Source organism: Rhizobium mesosinicum (assembly GCF_019511345.1).
GTDB classification, from domain to species: Bacteria; Pseudomonadota; Alphaproteobacteria; order Rhizobiales; family Rhizobiaceae; genus Rhizobium; species Rhizobium mesosinicum.
Genome location: NZ_JAEUAK010000006.1, coordinates 157,057 through 181,895, shown reverse-complemented (window position 1 = coordinate 181,895; position 24,839 = coordinate 157,057). Strand labels below are relative to the sequence as shown.

27 protein-coding genes are annotated in these 24,839 nt (G+C 59.1%); 11 read left to right on the top strand and 16 right to left on the bottom strand.

Translation table 11 applies throughout. From position 1 onward, the window contains the following. The first annotated feature begins 5 nt into the window (after window positions 1-5). The 5 genes from JNB85_RS17790 to JNB85_RS17770 are packed head-to-tail and all read left to right on the top strand — an operon-like array spanning window position 6 to window position 4,900. Complete coding sequence (locus JNB85_RS17790) at window positions 6-722, top strand: uroporphyrinogen-III synthase (RefSeq protein ID WP_220335651.1); 717 nt, start codon at window positions 6-8, stop codon at window positions 720-722. Between the two features lie 59 nt (window positions 723-781). Continuing rightward, window positions 782-2,056 carry a COG4223 family protein gene (locus JNB85_RS17785; RefSeq protein ID WP_220335650.1) on the top strand — a complete coding sequence of 425 codons (1,275 nt, stop codon included), beginning with the start codon at window positions 782-784 and terminating at the stop codon, window positions 2,054-2,056. A gap of 2 nt (window positions 2,057-2,058) precedes the next feature. After that, entirely contained in the window at window positions 2,059-3,660 is a 1,602-nt protein-coding gene (locus JNB85_RS17780) for a heme biosynthesis protein HemY (protein ID WP_220335649.1), read from the top strand. An 18-nt stretch (window positions 3,661-3,678) separates the two neighbouring features. Further along, window positions 3,679-4,164 (top strand): tellurite resistance TerB family protein, encoded by a 486-nt coding sequence (locus tag JNB85_RS17775; RefSeq protein WP_220335648.1) that lies wholly within the window; start codon window positions 3,679-3,681, stop codon window positions 4,162-4,164. Further along, entirely contained in the window at window positions 4,151-4,900 is a 750-nt protein-coding gene (locus JNB85_RS17770) for a glutamine amidotransferase (protein ID WP_220335647.1), read from the top strand. Before JNB85_RS17775 ends, JNB85_RS17770 begins: the two co-directional genes overlap by 14 nt. Here the strand turns inward: JNB85_RS17770 and JNB85_RS17765 are convergent. Further along, complete coding sequence (locus tag JNB85_RS17765) at window positions 4,881-6,125, bottom strand: MFS transporter (RefSeq protein ID WP_220335646.1); 1,245 nt, start codon at window positions 6,123-6,125, stop codon at window positions 4,881-4,883. The genes JNB85_RS17770 and JNB85_RS17765 overlap by 20 nt on opposite strands. A gap of 139 nt (window positions 6,126-6,264) precedes the next feature. On the opposite strand from JNB85_RS17765, the gene JNB85_RS17760 reads away from it, so the two are divergent. Together JNB85_RS17760 and JNB85_RS17755 are read left to right on the top strand one after the other, a co-directional pair. Beyond that, complete coding sequence (locus tag JNB85_RS17760) at window positions 6,265-6,555, top strand: YggT family protein (protein ID WP_223216525.1); 291 nt, start codon at window positions 6,265-6,267, stop codon at window positions 6,553-6,555. Next, a complete protein-coding gene (locus JNB85_RS17755) occupies window positions 6,552-6,863 on the top strand; it encodes a DUF167 domain-containing protein (protein WP_220335645.1) in 312 nt (103 codons plus the stop codon). The genes JNB85_RS17760 and JNB85_RS17755 overlap by 4 nt, the downstream gene beginning before the upstream one ends. Window positions 6,864-6,866: 3 nt before the next feature. On the opposite strand, the gene ppa is transcribed toward JNB85_RS17755, so the two are convergent. The 4 genes from ppa to JNB85_RS17735 form a co-directional block, all read right to left on the bottom strand. Then, a complete protein-coding gene (ppa, locus tag JNB85_RS17750; protein WP_220335644.1) occupies window positions 6,867-7,403 on the bottom strand; it encodes an inorganic diphosphatase in 537 nt (178 codons plus the stop codon). A 148-nt stretch (window positions 7,404-7,551) separates the two neighbouring features. Beyond that, window positions 7,552-8,058: a GNAT family N-acetyltransferase gene (locus JNB85_RS17745; protein ID WP_220335643.1), complete on the bottom strand. Its 507-nt coding sequence runs from the start codon at window positions 8,056-8,058 to the stop codon at window positions 7,552-7,554. Between the two features lie 198 nt (window positions 8,059-8,256). Further along, window positions 8,257-10,077 carry a translational GTPase TypA gene (gene typA / locus JNB85_RS17740; protein ID WP_183749454.1) on the bottom strand — a complete coding sequence of 607 codons (1,821 nt, stop codon included), beginning with the start codon at window positions 10,075-10,077 and terminating at the stop codon, window positions 8,257-8,259. Window positions 10,078-10,235: 158 nt separating this feature from the next. After that, the gene (locus tag JNB85_RS17735; RefSeq protein ID WP_220335642.1) at window positions 10,236-12,323 is read right to left on the bottom strand and encodes a M3 family metallopeptidase; all 2,088 of its coding nucleotides are present in this window, start codon (window positions 12,321-12,323) and stop codon (window positions 10,236-10,238) included. 204 nt (window positions 12,324-12,527) lie between these two features. Between JNB85_RS17735 and JNB85_RS17730 the strand changes: the two genes are divergently transcribed. After that, window positions 12,528-12,974, top strand: a complete 447-nt coding sequence (locus JNB85_RS17730; RefSeq protein ID WP_220335641.1) for a hypothetical protein — start codon at window positions 12,528-12,530, stop codon at window positions 12,972-12,974. Here JNB85_RS17730 and JNB85_RS17725 read toward each other — a convergent pair whose 3' ends face one another. Beyond that, window positions 12,975-13,616 carry a LysE family translocator gene (locus tag JNB85_RS17725; protein ID WP_220335640.1) on the bottom strand — a complete coding sequence of 214 codons (642 nt, stop codon included), beginning with the start codon at window positions 13,614-13,616 and terminating at the stop codon, window positions 12,975-12,977. Window positions 13,617-13,753: 137 nt separating this feature from the next. Next, window positions 13,754-14,977, bottom strand: coding sequence for an argininosuccinate synthase (locus JNB85_RS17720; protein WP_220335639.1), 1,224 nt, complete (start codon window positions 14,975-14,977; stop codon window positions 13,754-13,756). Between the two features lie 189 nt (window positions 14,978-15,166). Between JNB85_RS17720 and JNB85_RS17715 the strand changes: the two genes are divergently transcribed. Both JNB85_RS17715 and JNB85_RS17710 read left to right on the top strand, forming a co-directional pair. Next, window positions 15,167-16,018, top strand: a complete 852-nt coding sequence (locus JNB85_RS17715; protein ID WP_220335638.1) for an SDR family NAD(P)-dependent oxidoreductase — start codon at window positions 15,167-15,169, stop codon at window positions 16,016-16,018. A gap of 86 nt (window positions 16,019-16,104) precedes the next feature. Continuing rightward, window positions 16,105-16,746, top strand: coding sequence for a LysE family translocator (locus JNB85_RS17710; RefSeq protein ID WP_220335637.1), 642 nt, complete (start codon window positions 16,105-16,107; stop codon window positions 16,744-16,746). 110 nt (window positions 16,747-16,856) lie between these two features. Here JNB85_RS17710 and JNB85_RS17705 read toward each other — a convergent pair whose 3' ends face one another. The 7 genes from JNB85_RS17705 to JNB85_RS17675 form a co-directional block, all read right to left on the bottom strand. Continuing rightward, window positions 16,857-17,651 carry an ABC transporter ATP-binding protein gene (locus tag JNB85_RS17705; protein WP_220335636.1) on the bottom strand — a complete coding sequence of 265 codons (795 nt, stop codon included), beginning with the start codon at window positions 17,649-17,651 and terminating at the stop codon, window positions 16,857-16,859. After that, a complete protein-coding gene (locus JNB85_RS17700; RefSeq protein ID WP_220335635.1) occupies window positions 17,648-18,526 on the bottom strand; it encodes an ABC transporter permease in 879 nt (292 codons plus the stop codon). The genes JNB85_RS17705 and JNB85_RS17700 overlap by 4 nt, the downstream gene beginning before the upstream one ends. A gap of 121 nt (window positions 18,527-18,647) precedes the next feature. Further along, complete coding sequence (locus tag JNB85_RS17695; protein WP_220335634.1) at window positions 18,648-19,601, bottom strand: ABC transporter substrate-binding protein; 954 nt, start codon at window positions 19,599-19,601, stop codon at window positions 18,648-18,650. 93 nt (window positions 19,602-19,694) lie between these two features. Further along, window positions 19,695-20,930, bottom strand: a complete 1,236-nt coding sequence (gene rlmN, locus JNB85_RS17690) for a dual-specificity RNA methyltransferase RlmN (protein WP_220335633.1) — start codon at window positions 20,928-20,930, stop codon at window positions 19,695-19,697. Between the two features lie 243 nt (window positions 20,931-21,173). Beyond that, window positions 21,174-21,689 carry an invasion associated locus B family protein gene (locus JNB85_RS17685; protein ID WP_220335632.1) on the bottom strand — a complete coding sequence of 172 codons (516 nt, stop codon included), beginning with the start codon at window positions 21,687-21,689 and terminating at the stop codon, window positions 21,174-21,176. Window positions 21,690-22,267: 578 nt separating this feature from the next. Beyond that, window positions 22,268-22,660 carry a YkvA family protein gene (locus JNB85_RS17680; RefSeq protein WP_220335631.1) on the bottom strand — a complete coding sequence of 131 codons (393 nt, stop codon included), beginning with the start codon at window positions 22,658-22,660 and terminating at the stop codon, window positions 22,268-22,270. 51 nt (window positions 22,661-22,711) lie between these two features. Then, window positions 22,712-23,029, bottom strand: coding sequence for a 4a-hydroxytetrahydrobiopterin dehydratase (locus tag JNB85_RS17675; protein WP_220335630.1), 318 nt, complete (start codon window positions 23,027-23,029; stop codon window positions 22,712-22,714). Window positions 23,030-23,064: 35 nt separating this feature from the next. Between JNB85_RS17675 and JNB85_RS17670 the strand changes: the two genes are divergently transcribed. Then, window positions 23,065-23,565, top strand: a complete 501-nt coding sequence (locus JNB85_RS17670) for a low molecular weight protein-tyrosine-phosphatase (protein WP_220335629.1) — start codon at window positions 23,065-23,067, stop codon at window positions 23,563-23,565. Here the strand turns inward: JNB85_RS17670 and thpR are convergent. Then, on the bottom strand, window positions 23,472-24,065 hold the full coding sequence (thpR, locus tag JNB85_RS17665) for an RNA 2',3'-cyclic phosphodiesterase (RefSeq protein ID WP_183749439.1): 594 nt from the start codon (window positions 24,063-24,065) through the stop codon (window positions 23,472-23,474). The genes JNB85_RS17670 and thpR overlap by 94 nt on opposite strands. Before the next feature lie 68 nt (window positions 24,066-24,133). Continuing rightward, on the bottom strand, window positions 24,134-24,778 hold the full coding sequence (locus JNB85_RS17660) for an arylesterase (RefSeq protein ID WP_220335628.1): 645 nt from the start codon (window positions 24,776-24,778) through the stop codon (window positions 24,134-24,136). Between the last annotated feature and the right edge of the window lie 61 nt (window positions 24,779-24,839).

Below are 24,839 nucleotides of genomic sequence, written 5' to 3'. Positions count from 1 at the left end.
CCTGCATGCGCGTGCTCGTCACCCGTCCGGCGCATTCGGGCGAGCGCACCGCTCAACGTTTGCGCGAGCTGGGTCACGAGCCACTATTGCTGCCGCTCACCCGTCCCGTCCACGACATGGCCGCCGCTCGGCAGGCTCTGGAAACGACCACTGGGGCGATAGCCGTAACGAGCGCCGAAGCTGTGCGCACCTTGCAGTCACTGGGGGAGGCGCTGACGCCTCACCTTTCGCGCCGTCTCTTTGCCGTTGGTGAAACCACAGCCGACGAGGCGCGCAGGCTGGGATTCCATTCTGTCTCGGCATCGTCGGGCAGCGGCCGCGAATTGGCCGAGATGATAGCGGCAAACAAGGTCGATAGGCTTCTCTACCTCGCCGGCAATCCGCGCGCCGACACTTTCGAGAGGCGCCTGACGGAACTCGGGCAGCATTTCTCGGTGGCTGAATGTTACCGAATGGAGCCTGTTGCTCCCAACCCGGAGACCGTTGCAACCCTCCTGTTGAGCAATCCTCCCGATGCTGTTCTTTTCTATTCCCGCCAGACGGCTGGAAATTTCTTTCATATCCCGGGGGTAGAATCCCTTTTGTTGCAGCTGCCGAAAATCCATCTCATTTGCCTCAGCAACACTGTAGCGGAAGCTGTTCCACCCGTTTTGAGGAAAGGCCTGGAGATTTCACCGATGCCGGATGAAAAAAGCCTTTTGTCGCTGCTTAGAAGGCTTTAGCCGCCCAAATTTGATCTAACCTCTTCCCTTAATTGCCATCCCTGTCTAGTTTCGTTGCAATGCAGGATAATGAGGACCTCATGGTATCGGGAAATCCGCCACGCCACTCGAAGAGCTCCGATAAGCCGGTCACGATTGACCTGGACGCACAGGACTTCGCCGCGGCGGCCGATTCTGAAAAGCCTGCCGAAGAAGCCGCACAAGCAGCCGATGACGCGCCTGTCACTGAGGCCGCTGCCGCTGCGGAAGCCGGCGGTGAACCCCTGTCGGAACATGAGAGCGAACGCGCCGCCGGCGCGCAGGAAGAGCCCCTCTCCAAGGAGCTCCCGCCATCGGAACCGCTACAGCTGCCTCCGCCACAAAAGGGCGTGGTCACGTCGGGCCTGATTGCCGCCGGTATCTTCGGCGGTCTTGTCGCGCTGCTTGGCGCCGGCGCGATACAATATGCCGGTTATCTGCCGGGCTCCTCCACCCAGCAGACGAACTCTGCCGAAATGGCCGGCCTCTCCGGCGAGATCGAAGGCCTCAAGCAATCGGTTGCAAGCCTTGCCGCCAATCCGCCACCGGCAGCCGATAACAGTGCCCTCGAAAAGCGCATCGCGGCTCTCGAAGCGGTCCCTCAGACACCGGCATCCGACACGTCGACCGGCTCCGCAGATGTCGAAGCACTCAACCAGAAGATTGCAGATCTGACAGCTCAGATTGCTCAGTTGAAGACGAGCCTTGCGCAGACCACCGAACAGCAGGCCTCAAACGGTGCCGACATTACGAGCCGCCTCGCCGAAGCCGAAAAGAAGCTGAACGAACCGCGCGAGGATGTCGCCGTTGCCCGCGCCATCGCCGCCGCAGCTCTCAAGGCCGCGATCGACCGTGGCGGCCCCTTCATCGCCGAACTTGATACATTTGCCGGAGTAGCACCCGATGATCCGGCTGCAGCCGATCTGCGCGGCTTTGCCGAAACCGGCGTTCCCTCCCGTGCCGAACTGATCCGTCAGGTTCCCGATGTCGCCACCGCCATCGTTGAATCCGTCAATCAGCCGGATCCTAATCAGAGCTGGTCGGACCGGCTGATGTCGAGCGCCAAATCCTTGGTCTCCGTCCGCCCCGTTGGCAATGTCGAAGGCGAAAGCGTTGAAGCGATCGCCGCGCGCATGGAGGACAAGGTGAAGAACGGCGATCTGCCCGGTGCAGCTACCGAATGGAACAGCCTGCCTGCTGTCGCAAAACAGGCTTCTGCCGCCTTCAAGCAATCGCTCGAAGCTCGTATCCGCGTCGAGGATCTCGTCAGCGGTACTCTCTCCAAGGCCGTTTCCGGCACCGGCAAGGAAGGATGAGCATGGTCCGCCTGATTATCTTCGCGCTCCTCGTCCTCGTTCTCGCCTATGGTTTCTCCTGGCTTGCCGATCGCCCCGGCGATCTTTCGCTGCTCTGGGAGGGCCAGATCTACCAGACAAAACTGATTGTCGCGGCAAGCGCCATCATTGCGCTGATCGCTGCCGTCATGGTGGCCTGGTGGTTCGTCCGCTTGATATGGACCTCGCCGCATTCGGTGACGCGCTACTTCCGCGCCCGCAAGCGCGATCGTGGCTACCAAGCCTTGTCGACTGGCCTCATCGCCGCCGGAGCAGGCAATGCCCTGCTCGCCCGCAAGATGGCCGCCCGCTCGCGCGGCCTTATCCGCGCCGATCAGGAACCGCTGATCAACCTTCTGGAAGCACAGGCCGCTCTCATTGAAGGGCGCTACGACGAGGCTCGTTCCAAATTCGAGGCGATGGCCAACGACCCCGAGACACGCGAACTCGGCTTGCGCGGCCTTTACCTGGAGGCCAAGCGCCTCGGCGCCAACGAGGCCGCCCGTCAATATGCGGAAAGGGCGGCCGACAACGCCCCTTATCTACCCTGGGCCGCGCAGGCGACGCTCGAATATCGCAGCCAATCCGGCCGCTGGGACGACGCCATCCGTCTCCTGGAACAGCAGAAGGCAGCCAAGGTTGTCGAAAAGGCAGAGGCAAACCGCCTCCATGCAGTGCTGCTGACCGCCCGCGCCGATGACAAGCTGGAGAGCGATCCTGCCGGCGCACGCGACGATGCCCTCCAGGCGCTAAAACTGTCGGCTGATTTTGTACCCGCCGCACTGATTGCCGCAAAGGCGCTGTTCCGCGAAAACGGTATACGCAAAGCGGCCTCCATTCTCGAACAGGCGTGGAAGGCTGGACCACATCCCGAGATTGGCCGTGTCTATGTCCGCGCCCGCAGCGGCGATTCCACGCTCGATCGCCTGAAGCGCGCCGAGCGACTGGAGGGCATGCGGCCGAACAATGTCGAATCTCTCCTCGTCGTCGCCCAGGCTGCACTCGATGCGCAGGAATTCGCCAAGGCTCGCGCCAAAGCGGAAGCTGCCGCCCGTATCGAGCCCCGCGAGGCGGCCTTCCTGCTGCTTGCGGATATCGAGGAAGCCGAGACCGGCGATCAGGGACGCGTTCGCCATTGGCTGGCTCAAGCGCTGAAGGCGCCGCGCGATCCTGCCTGGGTTGCCGATGGTTTTGTTTCCGACAAGTGGCTGCCGGTCTCGCCGGTGACCGGCCGTCTCGATGCCTTCGAGTGGAAGGCGCCTTTCGGCCAGCTCGAAGGCCCTGTCGAGGAGGGCTCGAACGCCTCGATCGAAACAGCGCTGAAGACCTTGCCGCCGCTGCGTCAAACCCGACCCGAAAGCGTGGTCAACGACCACCGTATTATCGAACTGGAGCGCGCCGCAACGATTGCCGAAGCCGTGCGACCCCGAGCGCCAGCGCCGGCAAAAGCCGTCGGACCGTCCACCTCCCGGCCGGCTCCTACCACACCCGATCCAAAGCCTTTCTTTGGCGGCCTGCCGGATGACCCCGGCGTTCGCGACCCCAAGGTGGAACCGGAACCCAAGACACGGCTCCGCCTTTTCTGAAATGGAACGAAAAACCGCATGTTCGAACGCTTTCAGGCATTCTTCCAGCATCTGACCGCCGACCGCCCGAAATCAGGCTTTGCCCCCGATGACCCGCGCATTGCGGTCGCCGCGCTCTGTATGCAGGTCATGGAAGCAGACGGCCAGATCAAGGACAGCGAGAAGAAGCGGCTGCGCAGGCTCCTGAAGGAGCAATATGCGCTGGACGGAAAGCAACTCGACGCCTTGATGGCCGCAGGCTTGGAAGCCGAGAGCTCGGCAGTCGATTATTTCCGCTTCACGTCCGATCTCAAGAGACATCTCAATACCGAGCAGCGTCTGGAGTTGATCGGTATTCTCTGGGATATCGTCTATGCCGACGGCGAGCGCAGCGAGATGGAGGACCATGTGATCTGGCGGATCGCCGATCTCCTGGGTGTGTCTTCCCGTGAGCGTATTCAGAAGCGGCAGGAGGCGGCCGCAAGAGTGACGGACGCACAGGTGGTGCAGGATGACGCTGACTGACAGAAGTATCAGACACGACAGGCGCCCTATTCTCATCATACTCCATCAGGAGCGCTCAAGCCCCGGTCGTGTCGGCCAGCTTCTCGTTCAGAAAGGCTATGATCTCGATATCCGTCGCCCCATCCTTGGCGACCCCTTGCCTTGCACCCTTGAAAACCATGGCGGTGCGGTGATCTTCGGCGGCCCGATGAGCGCTAACGATCCCGACGAATTCGTCAAGGCGGAGATCGACTGGCTGGAAGTACCGCTCAAGGAAAACCGGCCCTATCTCGGCATCTGCCTCGGCGCGCAGATGCTCGCGCGCCAGCTTGGTAGCAAGGTTGCAGCCAATCATGACGGGTCCACCGAGATCGGTTGGTATCCGCTGCATACGACCGAAAGGGGTCGGCGGCTGATGCGCTGGCCGAAAATGGTCTACCACTTCCACCGGGAAGGATTCGAACTGCCGCATGGCGCCGAGTTGCTGGCATCCGGCGACGCCTACCCCAACCAGGCCTTCCGCTACAACGATAATGCCTGGGGCCTGCAATTCCATGCGGAGCTGACACGAGTGATGATGCATCGCTGGGTCGTGCACGGCGCCCATCGCTTCATCCTGCCGAATGCGCAGCAGGGACGCGAGCATCTGGAAGGCCGGATGCTGTTCGATGCACCGCTTAAAGCCTGGCTCGACGACTTCCTGGATATCGTCTTCGAAGGCAAGACGGCAGCAGCTGCTACGCGGCTTCTCGTATAGGCGCGTCGAGCGTATCGATCTTCCTGAGCTTCGGAAAGCCGCTTGCCCAGATCGCCGCGACTGCAAGCGTGCCGATGCCGCCGATAATGACGGCCGGAACAGCGCCGAAAACCGACGCCATAGTACCCGCGCGAAATTCCCCGAGCTCGTTGGATGCGCCGACAAACACCGTATTGACCGCGTTGACGCGGCCGCGCAGATGATCCGGCGTCCAGAGCGCGATTAGGCTCTCGCGGACATAAACGGAGATCATGTCGGCAGCGCCCATGATGGCGAGCGCCGCGATAGACACCTCGGTATTGGTCGAGAGGCCGAACACGATTGTGCCAAGACCAAAAATCGCCACGCCGATGAACATATAGATGCCGGCCTTATGTTTCAGCGGATAGGCGGCAAGGACGACTGCCATGATGATGGCGCCGACACCTGGCGCCGAGCGTAGCAGGCCGAGACCCCACGGCCCGAGCGTCAAGATATCGCGCGCAAAGATTGGCATCAGCGCGGTAGCGCCACCGAGGAGAACGGCGAAGAGATCGAGCGAGATGGCACCAAGCACCACCTTCTCTTCCCGAATATAACGGAAGCCGCCGAGGATCATATCCCAGCTCTTGGCCTCGCCAGCCGTTTTCTGCGGCGGCTTAGGGATCAAATAGAGCAGGATCGCGCCGAGTACGGAAAAGATGACGGCGACCGTGTAGGCCGTCGATGCGCTGATGCCGTAAAGCAGACCGCCAAGCACAGGACCGGTAATGGCCGCCAGCTGCCAGGAAGACGAATTCCATGCGATCGCATTGGAGAGAGCCTCTTCCGGCACGAGGTTCGGCGCGAGCGACTGCACTGCCGGCGTCATGAAGGCACGCTCGATACCAAAGATTAAGAGCACGACGAAGACCGGGATCGGAGAAAAACTGCCGGCGACCGTCATTCCGAGCAGCGCGAGCGTGCAGAGCGCGCTGACGAGCGAGCAGATCGAGGCGATGGCGCGACGATTGTGCCGATCGGCCACCGAGCCGGTGACGAGGATCAGGGCGAGAGACGGCAGAAACTGCACGAGCCCGATCATGCCGAGATAGATGGCGCTGCCGGTCTGGTCGTACATCTGCCAGCCCACCGCAACGCTGACGATCTGCTGCGAGAAGGAAAGCAGGAACCGAGCGAAGAAGAAGCGGGTGTAAGACGAATGCCGGAACGCGGCAAAACGGTCTCCGGTGGGCGAAAGCGACATGAAGCTTTTCCGAGGAAACGGGCGCCAAAAGCCGTGCAAAAGCGGCCGTTAAATATGATTCACCGTACGTTTCCACACGGCACTTGCTCGTTTAGTCGCCAATGTCTACATGTCTGTCAACAACGAATTGGAGACGACGATGATTGCACTGTTTCAAACCATTGATTTGGCTTTGCAACTTTACACCTGGATCCTGATCGCCAGCGCTATCTTCTCTTGGCTCTACGCATTCAATGTCATCAACTCCAGCAATCACTTCGTTAATCAGGTTGGAACATTCCTCTACAACGTCACGGAACCGGCCCTGCGACCGATCCGTCGCTTGCTGCCCAATCTCGGCGGCATCGATATTTCGCCGATCATCCTGCTGCTGATCATCTTCTTCCTGCGCTCCTTCCTCTGGACGACGATCTATCCGCTCGTCGTTTGAACCCGCCCTGGAAAAAACTTGATGATCACGTCCGCCTCGCCGTGCGGCTGACGCCGAATGGCGGGCGGGATGCCATCGGCGGCATCGAAGCCGATGGCGAAGGGGAGATGTTGCTGAAAGCGCGCGTCTCCACCGCCCCTGAAAAGGGAAAAGCGAACAAAGCCCTCATAGCGCTTGTCGCCAAATCTCTGGGTATCGCCAAATCCTCCATCAGCATCGCGTCCGGCGACACGTCGCGTAAAAAAATCCTCCGGATCGACGGAGACCCGGAGGATTTGGTAAAAAAGCTCGAAGTACTTTCAGCCTGAAGATCAGGACTTTTCCTTCTTCGCGCGTTCGATCGCTTCGAGGATGAGCGCACCGGCCTCCTTGGAATCGCCCCAACCGTAGATCTTCACCCACTTTCCAGGTTCCAGATCCTTGTAGTGCTCGAAGAAGTGCTCGATCTGCTTCAGCGTGATTTCCGGAAGGTCGGTGTAGTCTTTGACTTTCTCATAGCGCAGCGTCAGCTTGGGCGACGGTACGGCGATGATCTTCTCGTCCTTGCCGGAATTGTCTTCCATCTTCAGAACGCCGATCGGGCGCACGTTGATGACACAGCCCGGGACCAGCGGACGGGTGCTGGCGATCAGCACGTCGATCGGGTCGCCATCTTCCGAGAGCGTATGCGGTACGAAACCATAGTTACCCGGGTAGGTCATCGGCGTGTAGAGGAAGCGGTCGACGACCAGCGTGCCGGCTTCCTTGTCCATTTCGTACTTGATCGGATGCCCGCCGACCGGAACCTCGACGATAACGTTGACGTCTTCAGGTGGATTCTTACCGATGGAAACGGCGTCGATGCGCATAGGGAACTCCCGGGAGGTTGAATTGCTCGAAGCCAGTTAATCGGTTTCATCTCGCAACGCAACATGCCTCGCAAGCGATGCTTAATATGCGGGGCCACAGAATATAGAATTTCTCTAATGAAAGATGCAGCGCCTTCGGCACCTGCAATCAGTTCCAAACGAAGCCGATCTTTTTAATCTGCTTATGGTCGAAATTTTCCATGCCCTCGCAGAAATCCATACCGCCATGGTCGCGATAAAAGTTGGCGGCGGTCTCATTTTCTTCCAGGCACCAGACGACGAGACCGTTGCAGCCCAGAGACTTCAGCAGCCGCCGGGCTTCACCGAAAAGCAGTTTTCCGAGACCGATGCCCTGATATTCCGGGCGCAGATAAAGCTCGTAGATTTCGCCTTCCTGAGGCAATGCGCGGGCGCGATTGAGGCCGAGGGTCGCATAGCCTGCAACGGTGCCTGCTACATCCAGAACAAGCAAAGTTGCCGGACCGCGGGTCGCCTTGCGCCACCAGTTTTCGCCGCGGCGCTCGACCATCTGGGTCAGAGCACGATGTGGAATGATGCCGGCATAAGTATGCTGCCAGGAAAGCCGGTGGGCTTCCGAAATGGCTCGGGCATCATGCGGTTCGGCCCGCCGGACATCGATCGACAACGTCTTCATAACGCTTACTCTGGTCCTGCCGGAGGCAATTAACCATATGCGACGACCGCATCATGATCGTTTGCCCACAGACTTGATATGTGGACGACAGAGAAAATTTAACGCTTTTTTAACGATTGTCACAAGACGGAATCGACGCAGCGCACAATAAAAAACCCCGGCGCCAAGGCCGGGGTTTGATAGGGGCATTTAAAGCTCTTAGAGAGCGGCCTTCGACTTTTCGAAACGCTTGCGGTCGTTGGCGTCGAGATACATCTTGCGCAGACGGATCGACTTCGGCGTCACTTCGACCAGTTCGTCCTCCTGAATCCAGGAAAGGGCACGTTCCAGCGTCATGCGGATCGGCGGAGTGAGCTTCACGGCTTCGTCCTTGCCGGCGGCGCGGATGTTGGTGAGCTTCTTGCCCTTCAGCACGTTGACTTCGAGGTCGTTGTCGCGCGTGTGGATGCCGATGATCATGCCCATATAGACCTTCTCGCCGGCGTCGATGATCATCGGGCCGCGGTCTTCCAGGTTGAACAGAGCATAGGCAACGGCTTCGCCGGCTTCGTTGGCGAGCAGTACGCCGTTGACGCGGCCGCCGATCTCACCCTTGTACGGCTGATAGCTGTGGAACAGGCGGTTCATGATCGCCGTGCCGCGCGTATCCGTCAGCAGTTCCGATTGGTAGCCAATGAGGCCGCGGGTCGGTGCGTAGAAGACCAGACGGACGCGGTTGCCGCCCGACGGACGAAGCTCGACCATTTCGGCCTTGCGCTCAGACATCTTCTGGACGACGACGCCGGAATGCTCTTCGTCAACGTCGATCAAGACTTCTTCGATCGGCTCGAGAAGCTGACCAGCGTCATCCTTGTGCATGACGACGCGCGGACGCGAAACGGCAAGCTCGAAGCCTTCGCGACGCATGTTTTCGATGAGGACCGCGAGCTGAAGTTCGCCACGGCCGGAAACAAAGAACGAATCCTTGTCAGCGCTTTCTTCGATCTTCAGCGCAACGTTACCTTCCGCTTCCTTCAAGAGACGGTCGCGGATGACGCGGCTCGTCACCTTGTCACCTTCGGTACCGGCAAGCGGCGAGTCGTTGACGATGAAGGACATTGTAACCGTCGGCGGATCGATCGGCTGCGCCTTCATCGCTTCCGTCACCGACGGATCGCAGAAGGTATCGGCTACGGTGCCCTTCGAGAGACCGGCGATCGCGACAATGTCGCCGGCATGGGCTTCTTCGATCGGCTGGCGCTCGATCCCGCGGAAGGCAAGGATCTTGGAGATACGGCCCTGCTCGATAAGCTTGCCATCCTGGCCGAGAACCTTGACCGCCTGGTTCGGCTTGATCGAGCCGGAAGCGATACGACCGGTGATGATGCGGCCGAGGAAGTTGTTGGCTTCCAGGATCGTGCCGATCATGCGGAACGGACCTTCTTCCACCTTCGGCGCCGGAACGTGCTTGACGACGAGGTCGAGCAGCGGCGCGAGACCTTCATCGGTCGGACCTGCCGGATCGTAGTTCATCCAGCCGGCACGGCCGGAACCGTAAAGGATCGGAAAGTCGAGCTGTTCGTCGGTCGCGTCGAGCGCGGCAAAAAGGTCGAAGACTTCGTTGACGACTTCTTCGGCGCGAGCGTCCGGCCGGTCGATCTTGTTGATGGCGACGATAGGGCGAAGGCCGACCTTCAGGGCTTTGCCGACAACGAACTTGGTCTGCGGCATCGGGCCTTCGGCAGCATCGACGAGAACTATAGCGCCATCCACCATCGAGAGGATGCGCTCGACTTCACCGCCGAAGTCGGCGTGGCCGGGCGTGTCGACGATGTTGATGCGCGTGTCTTTCCATTCGATCGACGTCGCCTTGGCGAGAATGGTAATGCCGCGTTCTTTTTCGATATCGTTGGAGTCCATCACGCGTTCCATGACGCGCTGGTTCTCGCGGAACGAACCGGACTGTTTCAGAAGCTCGTCGACGAGGGTCGTTTTGCCATGGTCAACGTGCGCGATAATCGCGATGTTGCGAAGTGCCATATGTCATAATCTCTGAGGCTGGGGCGCTAGGCCAATTGGACGCGCCATTTATGTTGGCGCGCTCATACCGTTTTTTTCGCGATTGCGAAAGGGGGTGGCACGCGAAAGCTGCGGCATGGCTATCACCATGCCGCTCTGCTCTATGTCATCAAACTGTCTTAAGCGTCGCTGCCTGTCAATTCCTCGAAGGTCGCGAGACCCTTCTTGACCAGCATCGCGTCCGGGCTTGGCAGCTTGCCGCGGAAAGCCTTGTAGGCGTCTTCCGGATCCACGGAGCCGCCCGTGGAGTAGATATTGTCCCGAAGCTTCCTGGCCATTTCGCCGTTGAAGGCGTCGCCCGTCTCTTCGAAGGCGGCAAAGGCATCTGCATCCAGCACTTCCGACCACATGTAGGAATAATAACCCGCCGAATAACCGCCGGAGAAGATATGCTGGAAATGCGGCGTGGCGTGGCGCATGACGATCGATTTCGGCATGCCGATCTCCGCAAGCACCTCGGCCTGAACGGCCATCGGATCATCCACCTTGTCGCGCGTATGAAAGGCCATATCGACCAGAGCCGACGAGGTGAACTCTACCGTGTTGAAACCGGAATTAAACGTGCGAGCGGCAAGAACCTTATCGAGCAATGCCTGCGGCATCGGCTCTCCGGTTTCAAAATGCACGGCATATTCCTTGAGGATGGCAGGGACCGTCAGCCAGTGCTCGTAAAGCTGCGAGGGAAGCTCGACGAAGTCGCGGGAGACCGCCGTTCCCGATACAGAGGGATATGTGACATTGGAAAGCATGCCGTGCAGTGCATGGCCGAATTCATGGAATAGCGTACGCGCATCGTCGAGCGAAAGCAGCGCCGGCTTGCCTTCTGCGGGCTTTGCGAAGTTGCAGACGTTGTAGATGATCGGCAGCTCGCCATGATGGCCGTTCTTCAGGGGCAGCTTGTGCTGAGACTGGAAAGAGCTCATCCAGGCGCCCGAGCGCTTCGAACTGCGAGCGAAATAGTCACCGAGAAAGAGTGCGACCAGCTTGTCGTCCCGGTCGCGGATCTCGAAGACCCGCACGTCGGGATGATAGGCAGCAATGCCCTTCTTCTCGACGGCGCGAATGCCGAACAGCCGGCCGGCGACGTCGAAGCAGGCATCGATGATCTTTTCGAGCTGCAGATAGGGCTTCAATTCAGCTTCCGAGAAATTGAACCGCTGCGCACGGATCTTCTCAGCGTAATGGCGCCAGTCCCAGGGCATGACCTCGTGGTTCTTGCCCTCGGCAGCGATCAGCCCGGCGATATCGGCTTCTTCCTCACGGGCGCGTTTCACCGCTCTCGTCCAGACGGCGCGCAACAGATCGTTCACAGCCTGGGGTGTCTTCGCCATCGTGTTATCGAGCTTCAATTCGGCGAAGTTGCCGTAGCCGAGAAGCTTCGCCACTTCGTCGCGCAGGGCAAGCGTTTCTCTGATAATGCCGCGGTTATCGGTCGCGCCGGCATTTTCGCCACGCGCCACCCAGGCCTTGAAGGCCTGTTCGCGCAGATCGCGGCGCTCCGAAAAAGTCAGGAACGGCTCGATGATCGAGCGCGACAGGGTCACGGCATATTTGCCATCCTCACCGCGTTCGCGGGCAGCAGCCGCCATCGCGTCGCGCAGGAAATCGGGAATGCCAATGAGTTCTTCTTCACCGGAGAGGATCAGCGACCATCTCTTCTCGTCTGCGAGCACGTTCTGCCCGAAGCCGGTGCTGAGGCCGGCAAGCTTTTCATTGATCGCCGCAAGCTTCTCCTGTTCCGCCTTCGGCAGCTTTGCGCCCGATTTGACGAAGCCTTTCCAATGCCGCTCCAGCACGCGCGTCTGCTCCAGCGTCAGACCAAGGCTTTCGCGCTTTTCCCAGAGTGTATCTATGCGCTTGAAGAGATCCGCATTCATGCCGATCTTCGAATAGTGCCGTGACATCTTCGGCGAGATTTCCCGCTCCAGCGCCTGGATGACATCGTTGGTATGAGCACCTGCCCGGTTCCAGAAAAGTGCGGAAACTCGCGACAGCTCATCGCCGGCGAGCTCAAGCGCGACGACGGTATTATCGAAGCTCGGCTCCTCCTTGTTGCCGGCGATCGCGTCGATCTCTCTTTCGTGCGAGGCGAGTGCGGACTCGAAGGCAGCAGCGAAATCACCATCAGCGATCGCGTCAAAACGCGGCAGGCCATGAAGGCCATTCCAGTTGACAAGTGCCTGATTGAATTGGGTGGGAGAAGACATATGAAAGTCCTTTATGCCGGCCGGTCGATCGATAATATAGAGAGGTCCCAACGAAATTGATATGTGGGCGGCTGGGGCTTTGTCCGCCCCGCTAAATCTTGTGGGCAAGAATTGATACGTAAAAATTAACTAATCGTTAACGATTGACGCGAATCAGCGCGAGGCGCTAGTTTTTCTTTGATCTTCAAGTAAGAGGACATGCGCATGGAAATTTTTTCCCTGCGGTCTTCTCAGAGTTTGCTATTCAAAAACAATACAAACAATAACGCAAAAAGTCCGAAGACCGCTGATATCGTAATTGAGCCCAAGCCGACCAGAGACCAGGGGTCATTCCAGATCCAAAATTTTGACAGCCGGCAGGCGATTGATTTCACAGCCGTCAGTGCGGGTGAACTGCGCAACTATGCCCGCCAGGGCTTCGACAGCGGCTTGATCGATCAAAATACTTTCGCCGCAATATCCGAACCATTGCCCATGCACGCGATCGATCCGCTCGGAAACGTCATCGACCTGTCCAATGTGACTGACGGCACGAGCTTTAACTACCTCGATTATTACAAAAATCAGCTTCAGATCGCCATGTCGATCGGCGACCCGAATGAGGTTCAAACGCTGGAGTCGGTCGTCGGCTTTCTCGCCGGCGAAGACTGATCAGGCTTTCCTCCAACCGAGCAGGCCGGGCGTGGCATGCCATAGCGCCTGGACGGCAAAGCCCATGAAAAGCACTCCGGAGCAGCGGACGATTAGCCGCTCATGCGCACGGTAGAAGCGGCGCACCACGCCGGCGCCAATGATGCCGATCAGGATGATGTCAGCGGTGACGAAGCCGACGAAGGAAACGCTGAGCAGCATCGGCAGGGCCTGAAAATCGAGCGCGTTTGCCGATCCCGCGACCAGTGCCGTGAACGTGGCGAGCGCCACCGGATAGCCCTTCGGATTGGTGACGCCGAAGATCAGCCCGCGGCGGAATGGCCGCTCCACTACCATCAGCGCCTGCCCCTCAGCCTTCGGCTTGGCATTGACGGCACTCCAGCCGATCCAGGCGAGATAGAAACCGCAGGCAAGCCCCAGCAGGTCGAACACGAAGGTGCCGATCGTCTTGGCACCGACGATCGCGATCAGCGCCAGCCCCGACCAGATAATATCGCCAACGAGGTGACCCATCATGAAGAAAGCGCCTGCCTTGCGCCCCTGCCCGGCGCCAATGCCGAGAAGCTGCAGGAAGGCCGGACCGGGAATGAGCACATAGAAAAGCGCCGCCAGGAAGGCGCCGAGAAGCAGGGATTGCGGCATGGAAATGCTCCGGTGATGACGGTTCAGCTTATGCGATACCCTTGCCGCGTCAAGACGTTACAACCTGCGATCGGTCCGACAAAGAAAAAGCCCGCGCGGCAGAACCGGCGAGCCTTTCGATGTCGGTCCGGCGTGACTTATTTCTTCAGATTACGCTTGCCGAGCGTGCGAAGACGCAACGCATTGAGCTTGATGAAGCCGGCGGCATCCTTCTGGTCGTAAGCGCCCTGGTCGTCTTCGAAGGTGACGAGCTTATCGGAATAGAGCGATTTTTCGCTCTCGCGGCCGATGACCATGACATTGCCCTTGTAGAGCTTCAGCGTCACTTCGCCTTCGACATGCTCCTGGCTCTTGTCGATCAGGGCCTGCAGCATTTCGCGCTCCGGCGAGAACCAGAAGCCGTAATAGATGAGCTCGGCATAACGTGGCATCAGCTCGTCCTTGAGATGAGCAGCGCCACGGTCGAGCGTGATCGACTCGATGGCGCGATGCGCAGCAAGCAGGATCGTGCCGCCCGGAGTTTCATAAACGCCGCGCGACTTCATGCCGACGAAACGGTTTTCGACGAGGTCGAGGCGACCGATGCCATTGTCACGGCCATAGTTATTGAGCGTTGCGAGCAGCGTCGCCGGCGACATCTCGACGCCGTTGATCGAGATGGCGTCGCCCTTGCGGAAACCAACCTTGATAATGGTCGCCTTGTCGGGGGCCGCTTCCGGCGAGATGGTGCGCATATGCACATATTCAGGCGCTTCCTGCGCCGGGTCTTCCAGAACTTTTCCCTCGGAAGAGGAGTGCAGCAGGTTGGCGTCGACGGAGAAAGGAGCCTCACCCTTCTTGTCCTTGGCGACCGGGATCTGGTGCTTCTCGGCGAATTCGAGCAACTCGGTACGGCTCTTGAACGCCCAGTCGCGCCACGGCGCGATGATCTTGATATCGGGGTTCAGCGCATAGGCAGAAAGCTCGAAACGAACCTGGTCATTGCCCTTGCCGGTGGCACCGTGGGCAATCGCGTCGGCACCCGTCTTCCGGGCGATATCGATGAGGTGCTTGGAAATCAACGGACGGGCAATCGATGTGCCGAGCAGGTAGACGCCTTCATAGACGGCATTGGCGCGGAACATCGGGAAGACGAAGTCGCGCACGAATTCCTCGCGCACGTCCTCGATATAGATCTCCCTGATGCCGAGCATCTCGGCCTTCTTGCGCGCCGGTTCCAGTTCTTCGCCCTGGCCGAGATCGGCCGTGAAGGTGACGACTTCAGCGCCGAGCTCGGTCTGCAGCCACTTCAGGATGATCGAGGTATCGAGACCGCCCGAATAGGCGAGCACGACTTTCTTCACGTCTTTGTATGATGCCATGATGATGAGGTCCGTTGCATGAAGGCCGCGGCACACCCGCAAAGCCCAGTATCGCGGCACTTTTAGCGAGATTGGCGCGTGACGCAAGGGCAACGAGGCACCAGCGGTACCCCGATAAGGTTTGACAGCGCAAAAGCAGAGCCCATATTCGGCACCGTCCGAACAATGCTCTGAGGAGAGGCCAGTCCCGTGACGAATATTCAAAACATTTTCAAGCAATCCAATGTTGCCGTCGTCACCGGCGGTGCTTCCGGCATCGGCCTTGCGGCCGCAAAGCATTTTGCCAAAGCTGGCATGAGTGTCGTCATCGCCGATCTCGGCGGTGAAAAGCTCGCAAACGCCCGCGCAGAACTTGAGGCAATCGCCGGTCAGGAACATGTGATGGCTGTCGAGACCGACGTCTCGCAAAAGGAGCAGATAGAAGCTCTCGAGCGTGCCGTCATTCAGCGCTTCGGCCGGGTGCACGTGCTGATGAACAATGCCGGCATCGGCCCGGAGACCTCGATCTTCAGTGCCCAGTCCGGCTGGGACAATATCCTCGCGGTCAATCTTCTCGGCGTCATCAATGGCACGAGGACCTTCGGCCCCGGGATGATCGCCCACGGCGAGCCCGGCCTCATCATCAACACCGGGTCCAAGCAAGGCATCACGACGCCGCCCGGCAACCCGGCCTACAATATCTCGAAAGCCGGCGTGAAGGTCTTCACCGAAGCGCTCGAACACGAACTGCGCAACACCGAACGCGCGCAGATATCGGCGCATCTGCTGATCCCGGGCTTTGTCTTCACCGGCCTGACCAAGGGCGATCGCCAGGAAAAGCCGGCAGGCGCCTGGACGCCGGAACAGACTGTCGCTTTCATGGTCGAGAGCCTTGAACGCGGCGATTTCTACATCCTCTGCCCTGATAACGACGTCGCCCGCCCGGTGGATGAGCGCCGCATGGCCTGGGCAATCGGCGACATCATCGAGAATCGTCCGCCGCTGTCGCGCTGGCACAAGGATTACGCCGACAAGTTCAAGGCCTTCCTGGAACAGAAGTAATCGGCGTCATCAGAAGGTTTGATTGGTAATTTTTTCAAAGCCGGATAAGAGATCGTCAGGTCTTTTCCCGGCTTTCAGAGTGAACCATGGATTTCGTGCCGAGCTTTCCGACGCTTATTGCTTTTGCCGCTGCCACGCTGTTGCTTGCGGCAACCCCCGGCCCTGACATGACGCTGTCGATCAGCCGTGCGCTTGCGCAGGGCAAGAAGGCGGCGCTTTTCGTTGTGCTCGGCACCAGCCTCGGCATCGTCGTTCATACGATGCTGGTCGCCTTCGGCATCTCGGCGCTGATTACCGCTTCGCCGACCGCCTTCCTGATCCTGAAGACCGGCGGTGCCGCCTATCTCTTCTGGCTGGCTGTTCAGGCGATCCGCTTCGGCTCGAAGTTGACCGTCGCCAAGGTAGAAGGTCCGAAAGGGACGATCCTGTCGAACATTTCCTCGGGCTTCTGGGTCAATCTCTTGAACCCGAAGGTCATCATCTTCTTCATGACCTTCCTGCCGCAGTTCGTCAGCGCCAACGACCCGGCCGTCACGCACAAGCTGCTTTTCCTCGGCTTCTGCTTCATCGTGATCGGTATGCCAGTCAATGCGGCCGTCGTCATGGCAGCCGACTGGCTGTCGAACTGGTTGCAGAACAATCGGAAAGTGCTGCGCGGCATGGATTATACCTTCGCCGGCGTTTTCTCAGTCTTCGCCGCCAAGATCCTGCTCACCCAGGCCCGATAAAGCGTGACGCTGGTTTGCGCTTCGGAAATGCGTCAAACAAAGAGGCAAAGCGTGTCAAGCACCTGAACGATCGCGACACGCTTTGATCAGCCGATCAGCACGCTGTCGGCTTAGCCGATCAGCAGCGCGTCGTCATCGAGCGTCTGGCCGCGCATCTTGCGAAACATGGCGATCAGGTCTTCGACCTGCAGGTTTTTCCTGTTGTCGCCGGCGACGTCGAGCACGATCTCGCCTCCATGCAGCATGACCGTGCGATGACCGTAATCCAGCGCCTGACGCATGGAATGCGTGACCATCATCGTCGTCAGTTTGCGTTCTGAAACGATTTTTTGCGTGAGGTTCATGACGAACTCGGCCATACCCGGATCGAGCGCTGCCGTATGCTCGTCGAGTAGCAATACTTCAGAGCCGGCAAGCGTCGCCATGACCAGCGAAACAGCCTGCCGCTGCCCGCCGGACAGCAAGTCCATACGGTCTTTCAGCCGGTTCTCCAGCCCAAGATTGAGCTCGGCAATTCGCTCCCTGAAATAGTCGCGCCTGCTGCCGCCGAGCGCCGAACCAAGCCCGCGCTTTTCGCCGCGTCGGGCGGCGAGCGCGAGGTTTTCTTCGATCGAGAGCGCACCGCAGCTTCCGGTCAGCGGATCCTGAAACACACGCGCAACCATGCCGGCACGCTTCGCCGTCGATTTGCGCGTCACATCGGTCTTGCCGATCAGAACCGAGCCTTCGCTCGGCATGACATCGCCTGCAAGCACGCCGAGCAGTGTCGACTTGCCGGCGCCATTGGAGCCGATGACGGTGACGAATGAGCCTTGCTCGATAGTCAGGCTGACGCCGTTCAGCGCCTGTTTCTGCAACGGCGTGCCGCGCCCGAAAACAACCTTGATATCCTTGACGCTGATCATGATGTTGCACCTCCGCGAAGGCGGGGAAGAATGAGCGCGACGGTCACGAGAACCGCCGTCACGAAATTGAGGTCGGAAGCCTGCAGGCCGATGACATCGCTCGACAGCGCCAGCTGGATTGCGATGCGGTAGATGATCGAGCCGAATACGCATCCGACAAGCGCAATCAGTAGCCCGCGGCGCCCGAGCAGGGTCTCGCCAATGATGACGGCGGCAAGGCCGACGACGATGGTACCGACACCGGAGGTCACGTCGGCAAACCCATTCGTTTGCGCAAAGAGTGCGCCACCAAGCGCCACAAGTGCATTGGAAATCGCCATGCCCAGATAGATCTGCCGGCTGGTATCGACACCCTGGGCGCGGGCCATGCGGGCATTGGCGCCTGTCGCACGCATTGCAAGTCCGGCATCGCTCTCAAGGAAGCGCCAGATGACAAGGACGGCAATGACAACAAGAACGCCGACGAAGAGCGGCCGCACGTAAAAATCCCTGAGCCCGTGGCCAAAGAAAGGGCTGATCATCGTATCGGCATTGATGAGCGCGACATTCGGCTTGCCCATCACGCGCAGATTCACGGAAAAGAGCGCGATCATCGTCAAGATCGAGGCGAGAAGGTTCAGGATCTTGAAGCGCACGTTGAGCAGCGCGGTCACCATTCCGGCTCCAGCCCCTGCTGCCATCGCAATCAGCGCTGCAAGCCACGCATTGACGCCGACGATGATCAGCACCGCGGTCACGGCTGCGCCAAGCGGAAACGAGCCGTCCACCGTCAGATCCGGAAAATCGAGGACACGGAAGGCGAGATAGACGCCGAGCGCAACGAAGGAATAAACCAGGCCGAGCTCGACGGCCCCCCAGAATGCGATTTGGCTCAAGGCTTTCTGCCCCTCTTGTTTCCGTTCCGCCCGTCGCGAAACCGGAGCCTTTTAATACCAACAGCCGCCCCCGTGCAAACGAGAGCGGCTGATCATGACTAAGACCTTGGATGGCAGCCGGCTATTCGATGACCTTATTGGCGCGTGACAGAACGGTCTGCGGCAGGGTCACCCCCATCTTGGCGGCGGCAGCCTTGTTAATAACGAGGTCGCTGCCGGCTGCCGTCTTTACTGCGATATCGCCCGGGTTTTCGCCCTTCAGAACGCGCACGACAATCTCGCCGGTCTGTTTGCCGACATCATAATAGTTAAAGCCGAGAGCGGCGATCGACCCGCGCGAAACGGAATCCGTATCGGCGGTGAAGAGCGGCAGCTTGCTTTCTTCGGCAACGGCAACCGCACCTTCGAGCGCTGAGATGATCGTGTTGTCGGTCGGAATATAGATCGCGTCAGCGCGGCCGACGAGGGCACGCGCCGCGCCCTGCACTTCGGCGGACTTCGTTGCAGCTGATTCAACGAGCGCGATGCCGGCCTTGTCGGCTTCAGCCTTCAGCGCCGCCAGCAGCGAGACCGAATTCGCCTCGCCGGAATTGTAGAGGTAGCCGATCGTCTTCACGTTAGGCAGGATTTCCTTGATCAGCGCGATATGCTCGCCGACCGGTGACATGTCGGAAAGACCGGTCACGTTGCCGCCCGGCTTGTCCATGTTCTTGACGAGCTGCGCGCCGAGCGGGTCGGACACAGCAGTGAAGACGACAGGGATATCGCGCGTTGACGAAACGACGGCTTGGGCCGACGGTGTGGAGATCGGCACGATGACATTCGGTTCGTCGCCGGCGAACTGGCGAGCGATCTGGGCTGCCGTTGCGGGGTTGCCCTGCGCAGATTCGAAAACGAACTTGAGGTTCTCGCCCTCCTTGTAGCCGGCAGCGGCCAGCGCATCGCGCACGCCGTTCCGGGCTGCATCGAGCGCCGGATGTTCGACGATTGCGGTTACGGCAACGGTGACATCATCGGCCTTCGCCGGCAGCGTCAGGGCCAGAGTTGCGGCAAAAGCCAGAAGAATTGAACGCATGGGGTGTCCTCCAGGATGATTTTGGGGCACTTTTAGGAAAAGCGTCCCCTTTAATCAATCGCGGAGAACTGTTGCGACGATCAAACTTGCTGATCAGTCGTCTGCGCCGTGGTTGGCGATCATCATCGCTTCGAAGGCAAGGCGCTCTGTCTTGCGCATGCGCTCGGATTCCGACTTGAGCTGACCGCAGGCCGCCAGAATGTCGCGTCCGCGCGGCGTGCGGATCGGCGAAGCGTAGCCTGCCGAATTGATGAAATCGGCAAACTTCTCGATCTGCGCCCAATCGGAACACTGATAATTGGTGCCCGGCCATGGGTTGAAGGGGATAAGATTGATCTTCGCCGGCACGCCCTTCAGCAGCTGGATCAGCCCCTTGGCGTCTTCCAGGCTATCGTTGACGTCCTTCAGCATCACATATTCGAAAGTGATGCGCCGCGCGTTCGAAAGCCCTGGATAGTTCTTGCAGGCCTCGATCAGCTCCTTCAACGGATATTTCTTGTTGATCGGCACGAGGATATCGCGCAGGTCGTCGCGCACCGCATGCAGCGAGATTGCCAGCATAACGCCGATCTCCTCGCCGGTGCGCAAAATCTCGGGCACGACGCCGGAGGTGGAAAGCGTCACGCGACGCTTGGACAGGGACAGACCGTCGCCGTCAGTGGCGATCAGCAGCGCCTGTTTGACGGCATCGAAGTTATAGAGCGGCTCGCCCATGCCCATCATCACGATATTGCTGACCTTGCGGCCTTCGGAGGGCACGACGGCGCCGACAGGCACGTCGCGATCCGGGAAGTCACCCAGCCGATCGCGGGCCAGCAGAAGCTGGGAGAGGATTTCCTCGGCGGTCAGATTGCGTACCAGCCGCTGCGTTCCGGTGTGACAGAAGGAACAGGTGAGCGTGCAGCCGACCTGGCTGGAAATGCAGAGCGTGCCGCGCCCTTCCTCGGGGATGTAGACGGCCTCGATCTCGACCGGCCGGCCGGCACCGCGCGGCGGAAAACGCAGCAGCCACTTGCGCGTACCGTCATTGGAAATCTGTTCTTCGACGATTTCTGGCCGGGCGATGGTGAAATGCTGCTTCAGCATCTCACGCATGTCCTTGGCAACATTCGTCATGTGGTCAAAGTCGGAGACGCCGCGCACATAGATCCAGTTCCAGAGCTGCGAAACGCGCATCTTGATCTGCTTGTCCGGCACACCCTTTTCACGCAGTGCCGCGCCCATTTCCTCGCGCGTCAGACCGATCAGCGAGGGCTTAGGCGCAAGCTCAGTGCCGAGAGGCGCCCTCGCAGCGGGCTTGGCAATGGTCATCGCATCCATGACGGACATAATCTTCTAATCCCGAACTCAACATGGCAACCATCCCGGAAAGCCGGAAGACTTACGGGGCCGCTGACGCATGATTGCAGAAATGAATGCGCGGAGCGGCGATAAATCGCCATCCTTCCGCAGTTGCGAGCCGCTTTAGCATCATTTTTCCCCCACGTCACTAGACATGGAAGCGTCACTATAGATGGAAACGACGAAGGCCGGCGCAAGGCCGGCCTTCGAAACATTGCCCGAACTGCAAGCTTACTTGCAGCTTTCGATCTGCTTCAGTGCAGCAGAAATGCCCGACAGCGAATAGCTGTACGAGGTGCCTGTGCCCTTGCGCGAGGTGGCGTTGACGGTCATCGAGTGACCGGTCTTCATGGCTGCGACAAGCGCCGGCTCCTGAGCCGCATTCTCGACCCATCCAGCCTTGTCCTTGGTGAACATTACGAAAGTTTTGTTGTCGATCGTAACATTGATCTTCGAATTCTCCTTCACCGTGTAGCCCATCATCGCCTGAGGCTCATAGGAGATGTTCTGACCCGGACGCTGGGAGACGATAAAGAAATTATCACCATGGTCGACGCTGGCCGGCTGCTTTGTGGTCGGCACCGAAAGCACATAGCAGACGGTCGCATTGCCGGACTTGTAAGAATAGGCTCCCCATGCCTGGAACTGCTGGATGCGGGTCGGTGCTGCTGCCGCCTGCTGCGCTGCCGCCACTCCGGTCATAGCAACTGTGAGGGCGAAAGCGGATACGATACTTTTTACGAACATGGAATTCCTGCCGGTTCTTGCGGTTCAAGGCCCGAAGCGATCATTGCGGGCGGCGCATAATCACGATCTGCTTTATTTTGACTTAATTCAGGTTACCAAATGGTCAACAATGGCTACGAATTGTTTCTGCCTGTTTCATTTTCGCCGACTGTCAACGTTTCGAACCTGACAGCGGCGCCTGTGCCGCGCTCTGTCTGGATGGGCTGAGCCATCGGTTCGGGTGAATTTAAGACACAAAGATTCAGGCAAGAGTTTGACCTTTCTCAAATCCGTTGTACCTCGTTAAGGTGTGGAAATTCAGGCCAAAATTTTCGCCGCAACGACTGCGCGAGGAGATATGGATGCCGGGGAAAGACAGCATTTCGCCATCCTTGCAAAGGGTGCTGATCAGCCCGACGAGTCCGCATTCTCTATTCTGTTCGGCTGCTTCGCGCCGCGCCTGAGCTCTCGGCTGATACGCGACCGCAATGCGCAGAAACTGTCGGTCAACTGCCAAAGGCAAGCTGCCTTTTCGGTGCGGCCAAGCCGCGTTTGGGACTTGTGTTCCGCAAACTCCCTAACTACTGAGCCGGAAGAAGCTAGATCGTTTTCATGCCCTCTTCGGTACGCTCAGCAAGAACGCGATCGGCCGCCTCGTAATGACTTGCCCGAATATTGCCTCGCACCATCGCGAAGGCTGCCGACAAGACGGCTATGTCATCCGAAAAACCGATTACGGCAAAGATATCGGGAACTATGTCGACCGGCATCACGAAATAGGCAAGTGCCGCCAACAGCACACCACGCACCTTGGTCGGTGTCTGCGGATCAAGCGCACAATAGAAGCCAGCGACCACATCACGAGAAAACGGAATCTGTCGTACGGCGCGACGAAAGGTCGGCCAGAATTTCTGCCGCACCGTCTTTTCACGGCGATCCTGCGTCTCCTCGTCGCCCGGCAGCAGGATCTCCCCGTATTTGACCTCATTCATCCCGATATCCTTTGTGGTCGCCCCGAAAATATGGTGACGACGCGAGCCGTTTCAATCGCCCAATTCAATCGCCTCGCGCGCCGCAGCCTTCTCCATCGCCTTTGCGAGCTTGAAATCCAACTCCGTCAACCCGCCGGCATCGTGCGTGTTGAGCTTCACCTCGACGCGGGAATAGACGTTGAACCATTCCGGATGGTGGTTGAATTTTTCGGCCGCAAGCGCCGATTCCGTCATGAAACCGAAAGCTTCCACGAAATTCGCGAATTTGAATGTCTTCGAAATCGAACCTGCCGCATCGTCGAGCGTCCAGCCCGTGAGTTCGCCGAGCAACTGGTTGATTGCCGGCCTTTCCAGCTTTTCCATTTTCATGCCATCTTCCTTTCATCCTTCAGTCGGATCCTCAGATGAAACGTATCAGCATCCTCTTTGTTTGCATGGGCAATATCTGCCGCTCTCCGCTTGCCGAGGGAATATTCCGCCATGTTGCTGACGAGGCAGGCCTTGGCAAGGCTTTCCATATCGACTCCGCCGGTCTCGGCGGCTGGCATCAGGGAGAACTGCCCGACCGACGCTCGATCACCACCGCACGCGCGCATGGCATCGATATTACCGGGCAGCGCGCCCGGAAGATATTGCCTGAAGATTTTGACGATTCCGATCTGATCCTCGCCATGGACCGCTCGAACGTTGCGGAACTGCGCCGGCATTCACCGCACGCGGATAACGTCCACCTCTTCGGCGATTTCGCGCTCGGTACCGGGGAAGATATTCCCGATCCCTATTATGGCGACCGGGAAGACTTCGAGTTCGTTTACGCCAGGCTCTTCAGCGGCTGCAGCACGTTGGTCGAGAGGCTTGGCACCGTCAGCGGCTCGTGGAGCGGGAAGACCTCCTCCGTGAGGTAGGGTCCGCCGCCAACCGATTCACGCGATGACAGAAGCACGAAGCGCGGCACGGTGAAGGTCGAGGTCTGGAAGTTGCCGCGGCCTGCGAGATAGTGAACGACGTCATCGACACGGGAATATTTCAGCCGGGCGAGCGTGACGTGCGGCGTGAACTTGCGCGGGTCCGGCGGCAGGCCGATGCGCTGGCAAATCCGCTCGATCTCGCCCTGCAGGGCATTCATTTCAGGTGAAGGAGAAACGCCGGCCCAGATCGAGTGCGGCTTCTTGGAGCCGAAGGAGCCGATACCTTCAAGCCGGAGCTGGAATTCCGGCCGGTCGATCCGGTCGAGACGCTCGACGATTTCGTCTGCGGTCCGGCCATCGACATCGCCAATGAAGCGAAGCGTGATGTGGTAGTTCTCCACATCGATCCATCGTGCTCCGGGAAGACCACCGCGCAACAATGACAGGCTCATCGCCGCATTGCGCGGAATTTCGAGGGCGGTAAAAAGTCTCGGCATAACGAGCACTCCCCGAATCTTTTGCAGGTGCTCACACGGAATCACGCATTACAAACCTGTGCAAGCCCTTATTTCTTCACAGAAGAAATCGTCCCAACGAATTTCGTGACTGCCGGTTCCATCTTTTCTACCATCACATCGACGCCCTTGGCGTTTGGATGCATACCGTCATCGAGCTTCAGACCGGCATCCAGCACCACGCCGTCGAGGAAAAATGGATAGAGGTCAACGCCATGTCTTTCCGCGAGTTTCTGATAGATCGGGTTGAAACGTTCGGCATAGTCCGACCCCATGTTCGGTGGCGCCATCATGCCGACGAGCAGCACTGCTATGCCCCGCTCCCTCAAGCGGCTTATCATCCGATCGAGATTCTTTTCACTCTGTTCCGGCGGGATGCCGCGAAGCGCATCATTGGCTCCGAGTTCGAGAATCACCCCATCGGTTCCGTCAGGAATGGACCAGTCGATTCGCGCCAACCCGCCGGTCGTCGTGTCGCCGGATACGCCGGCATTGGTGATCGAAACATCGACCCCCTTGGCCTTCAGTGCAGCCTGCAGCTTCTCGGGAAAGCCATCGCCCGGCGGCAGCTGGTAGCCTGCCATCAGGCTGTCGCCGAAGCCGACCAGATTGACGGTGCGTGCCTGCGCAACTGTCGAGGAAATCAGCGAGAAGACGATGACAGCGAAGTGAAGGGCGGCAACTTTAAATCTCATAATGCTTTCCCTAGATTGGCTAGGTGCCGTTATGCGGCCATTCGGTTACGGAACTATGTAG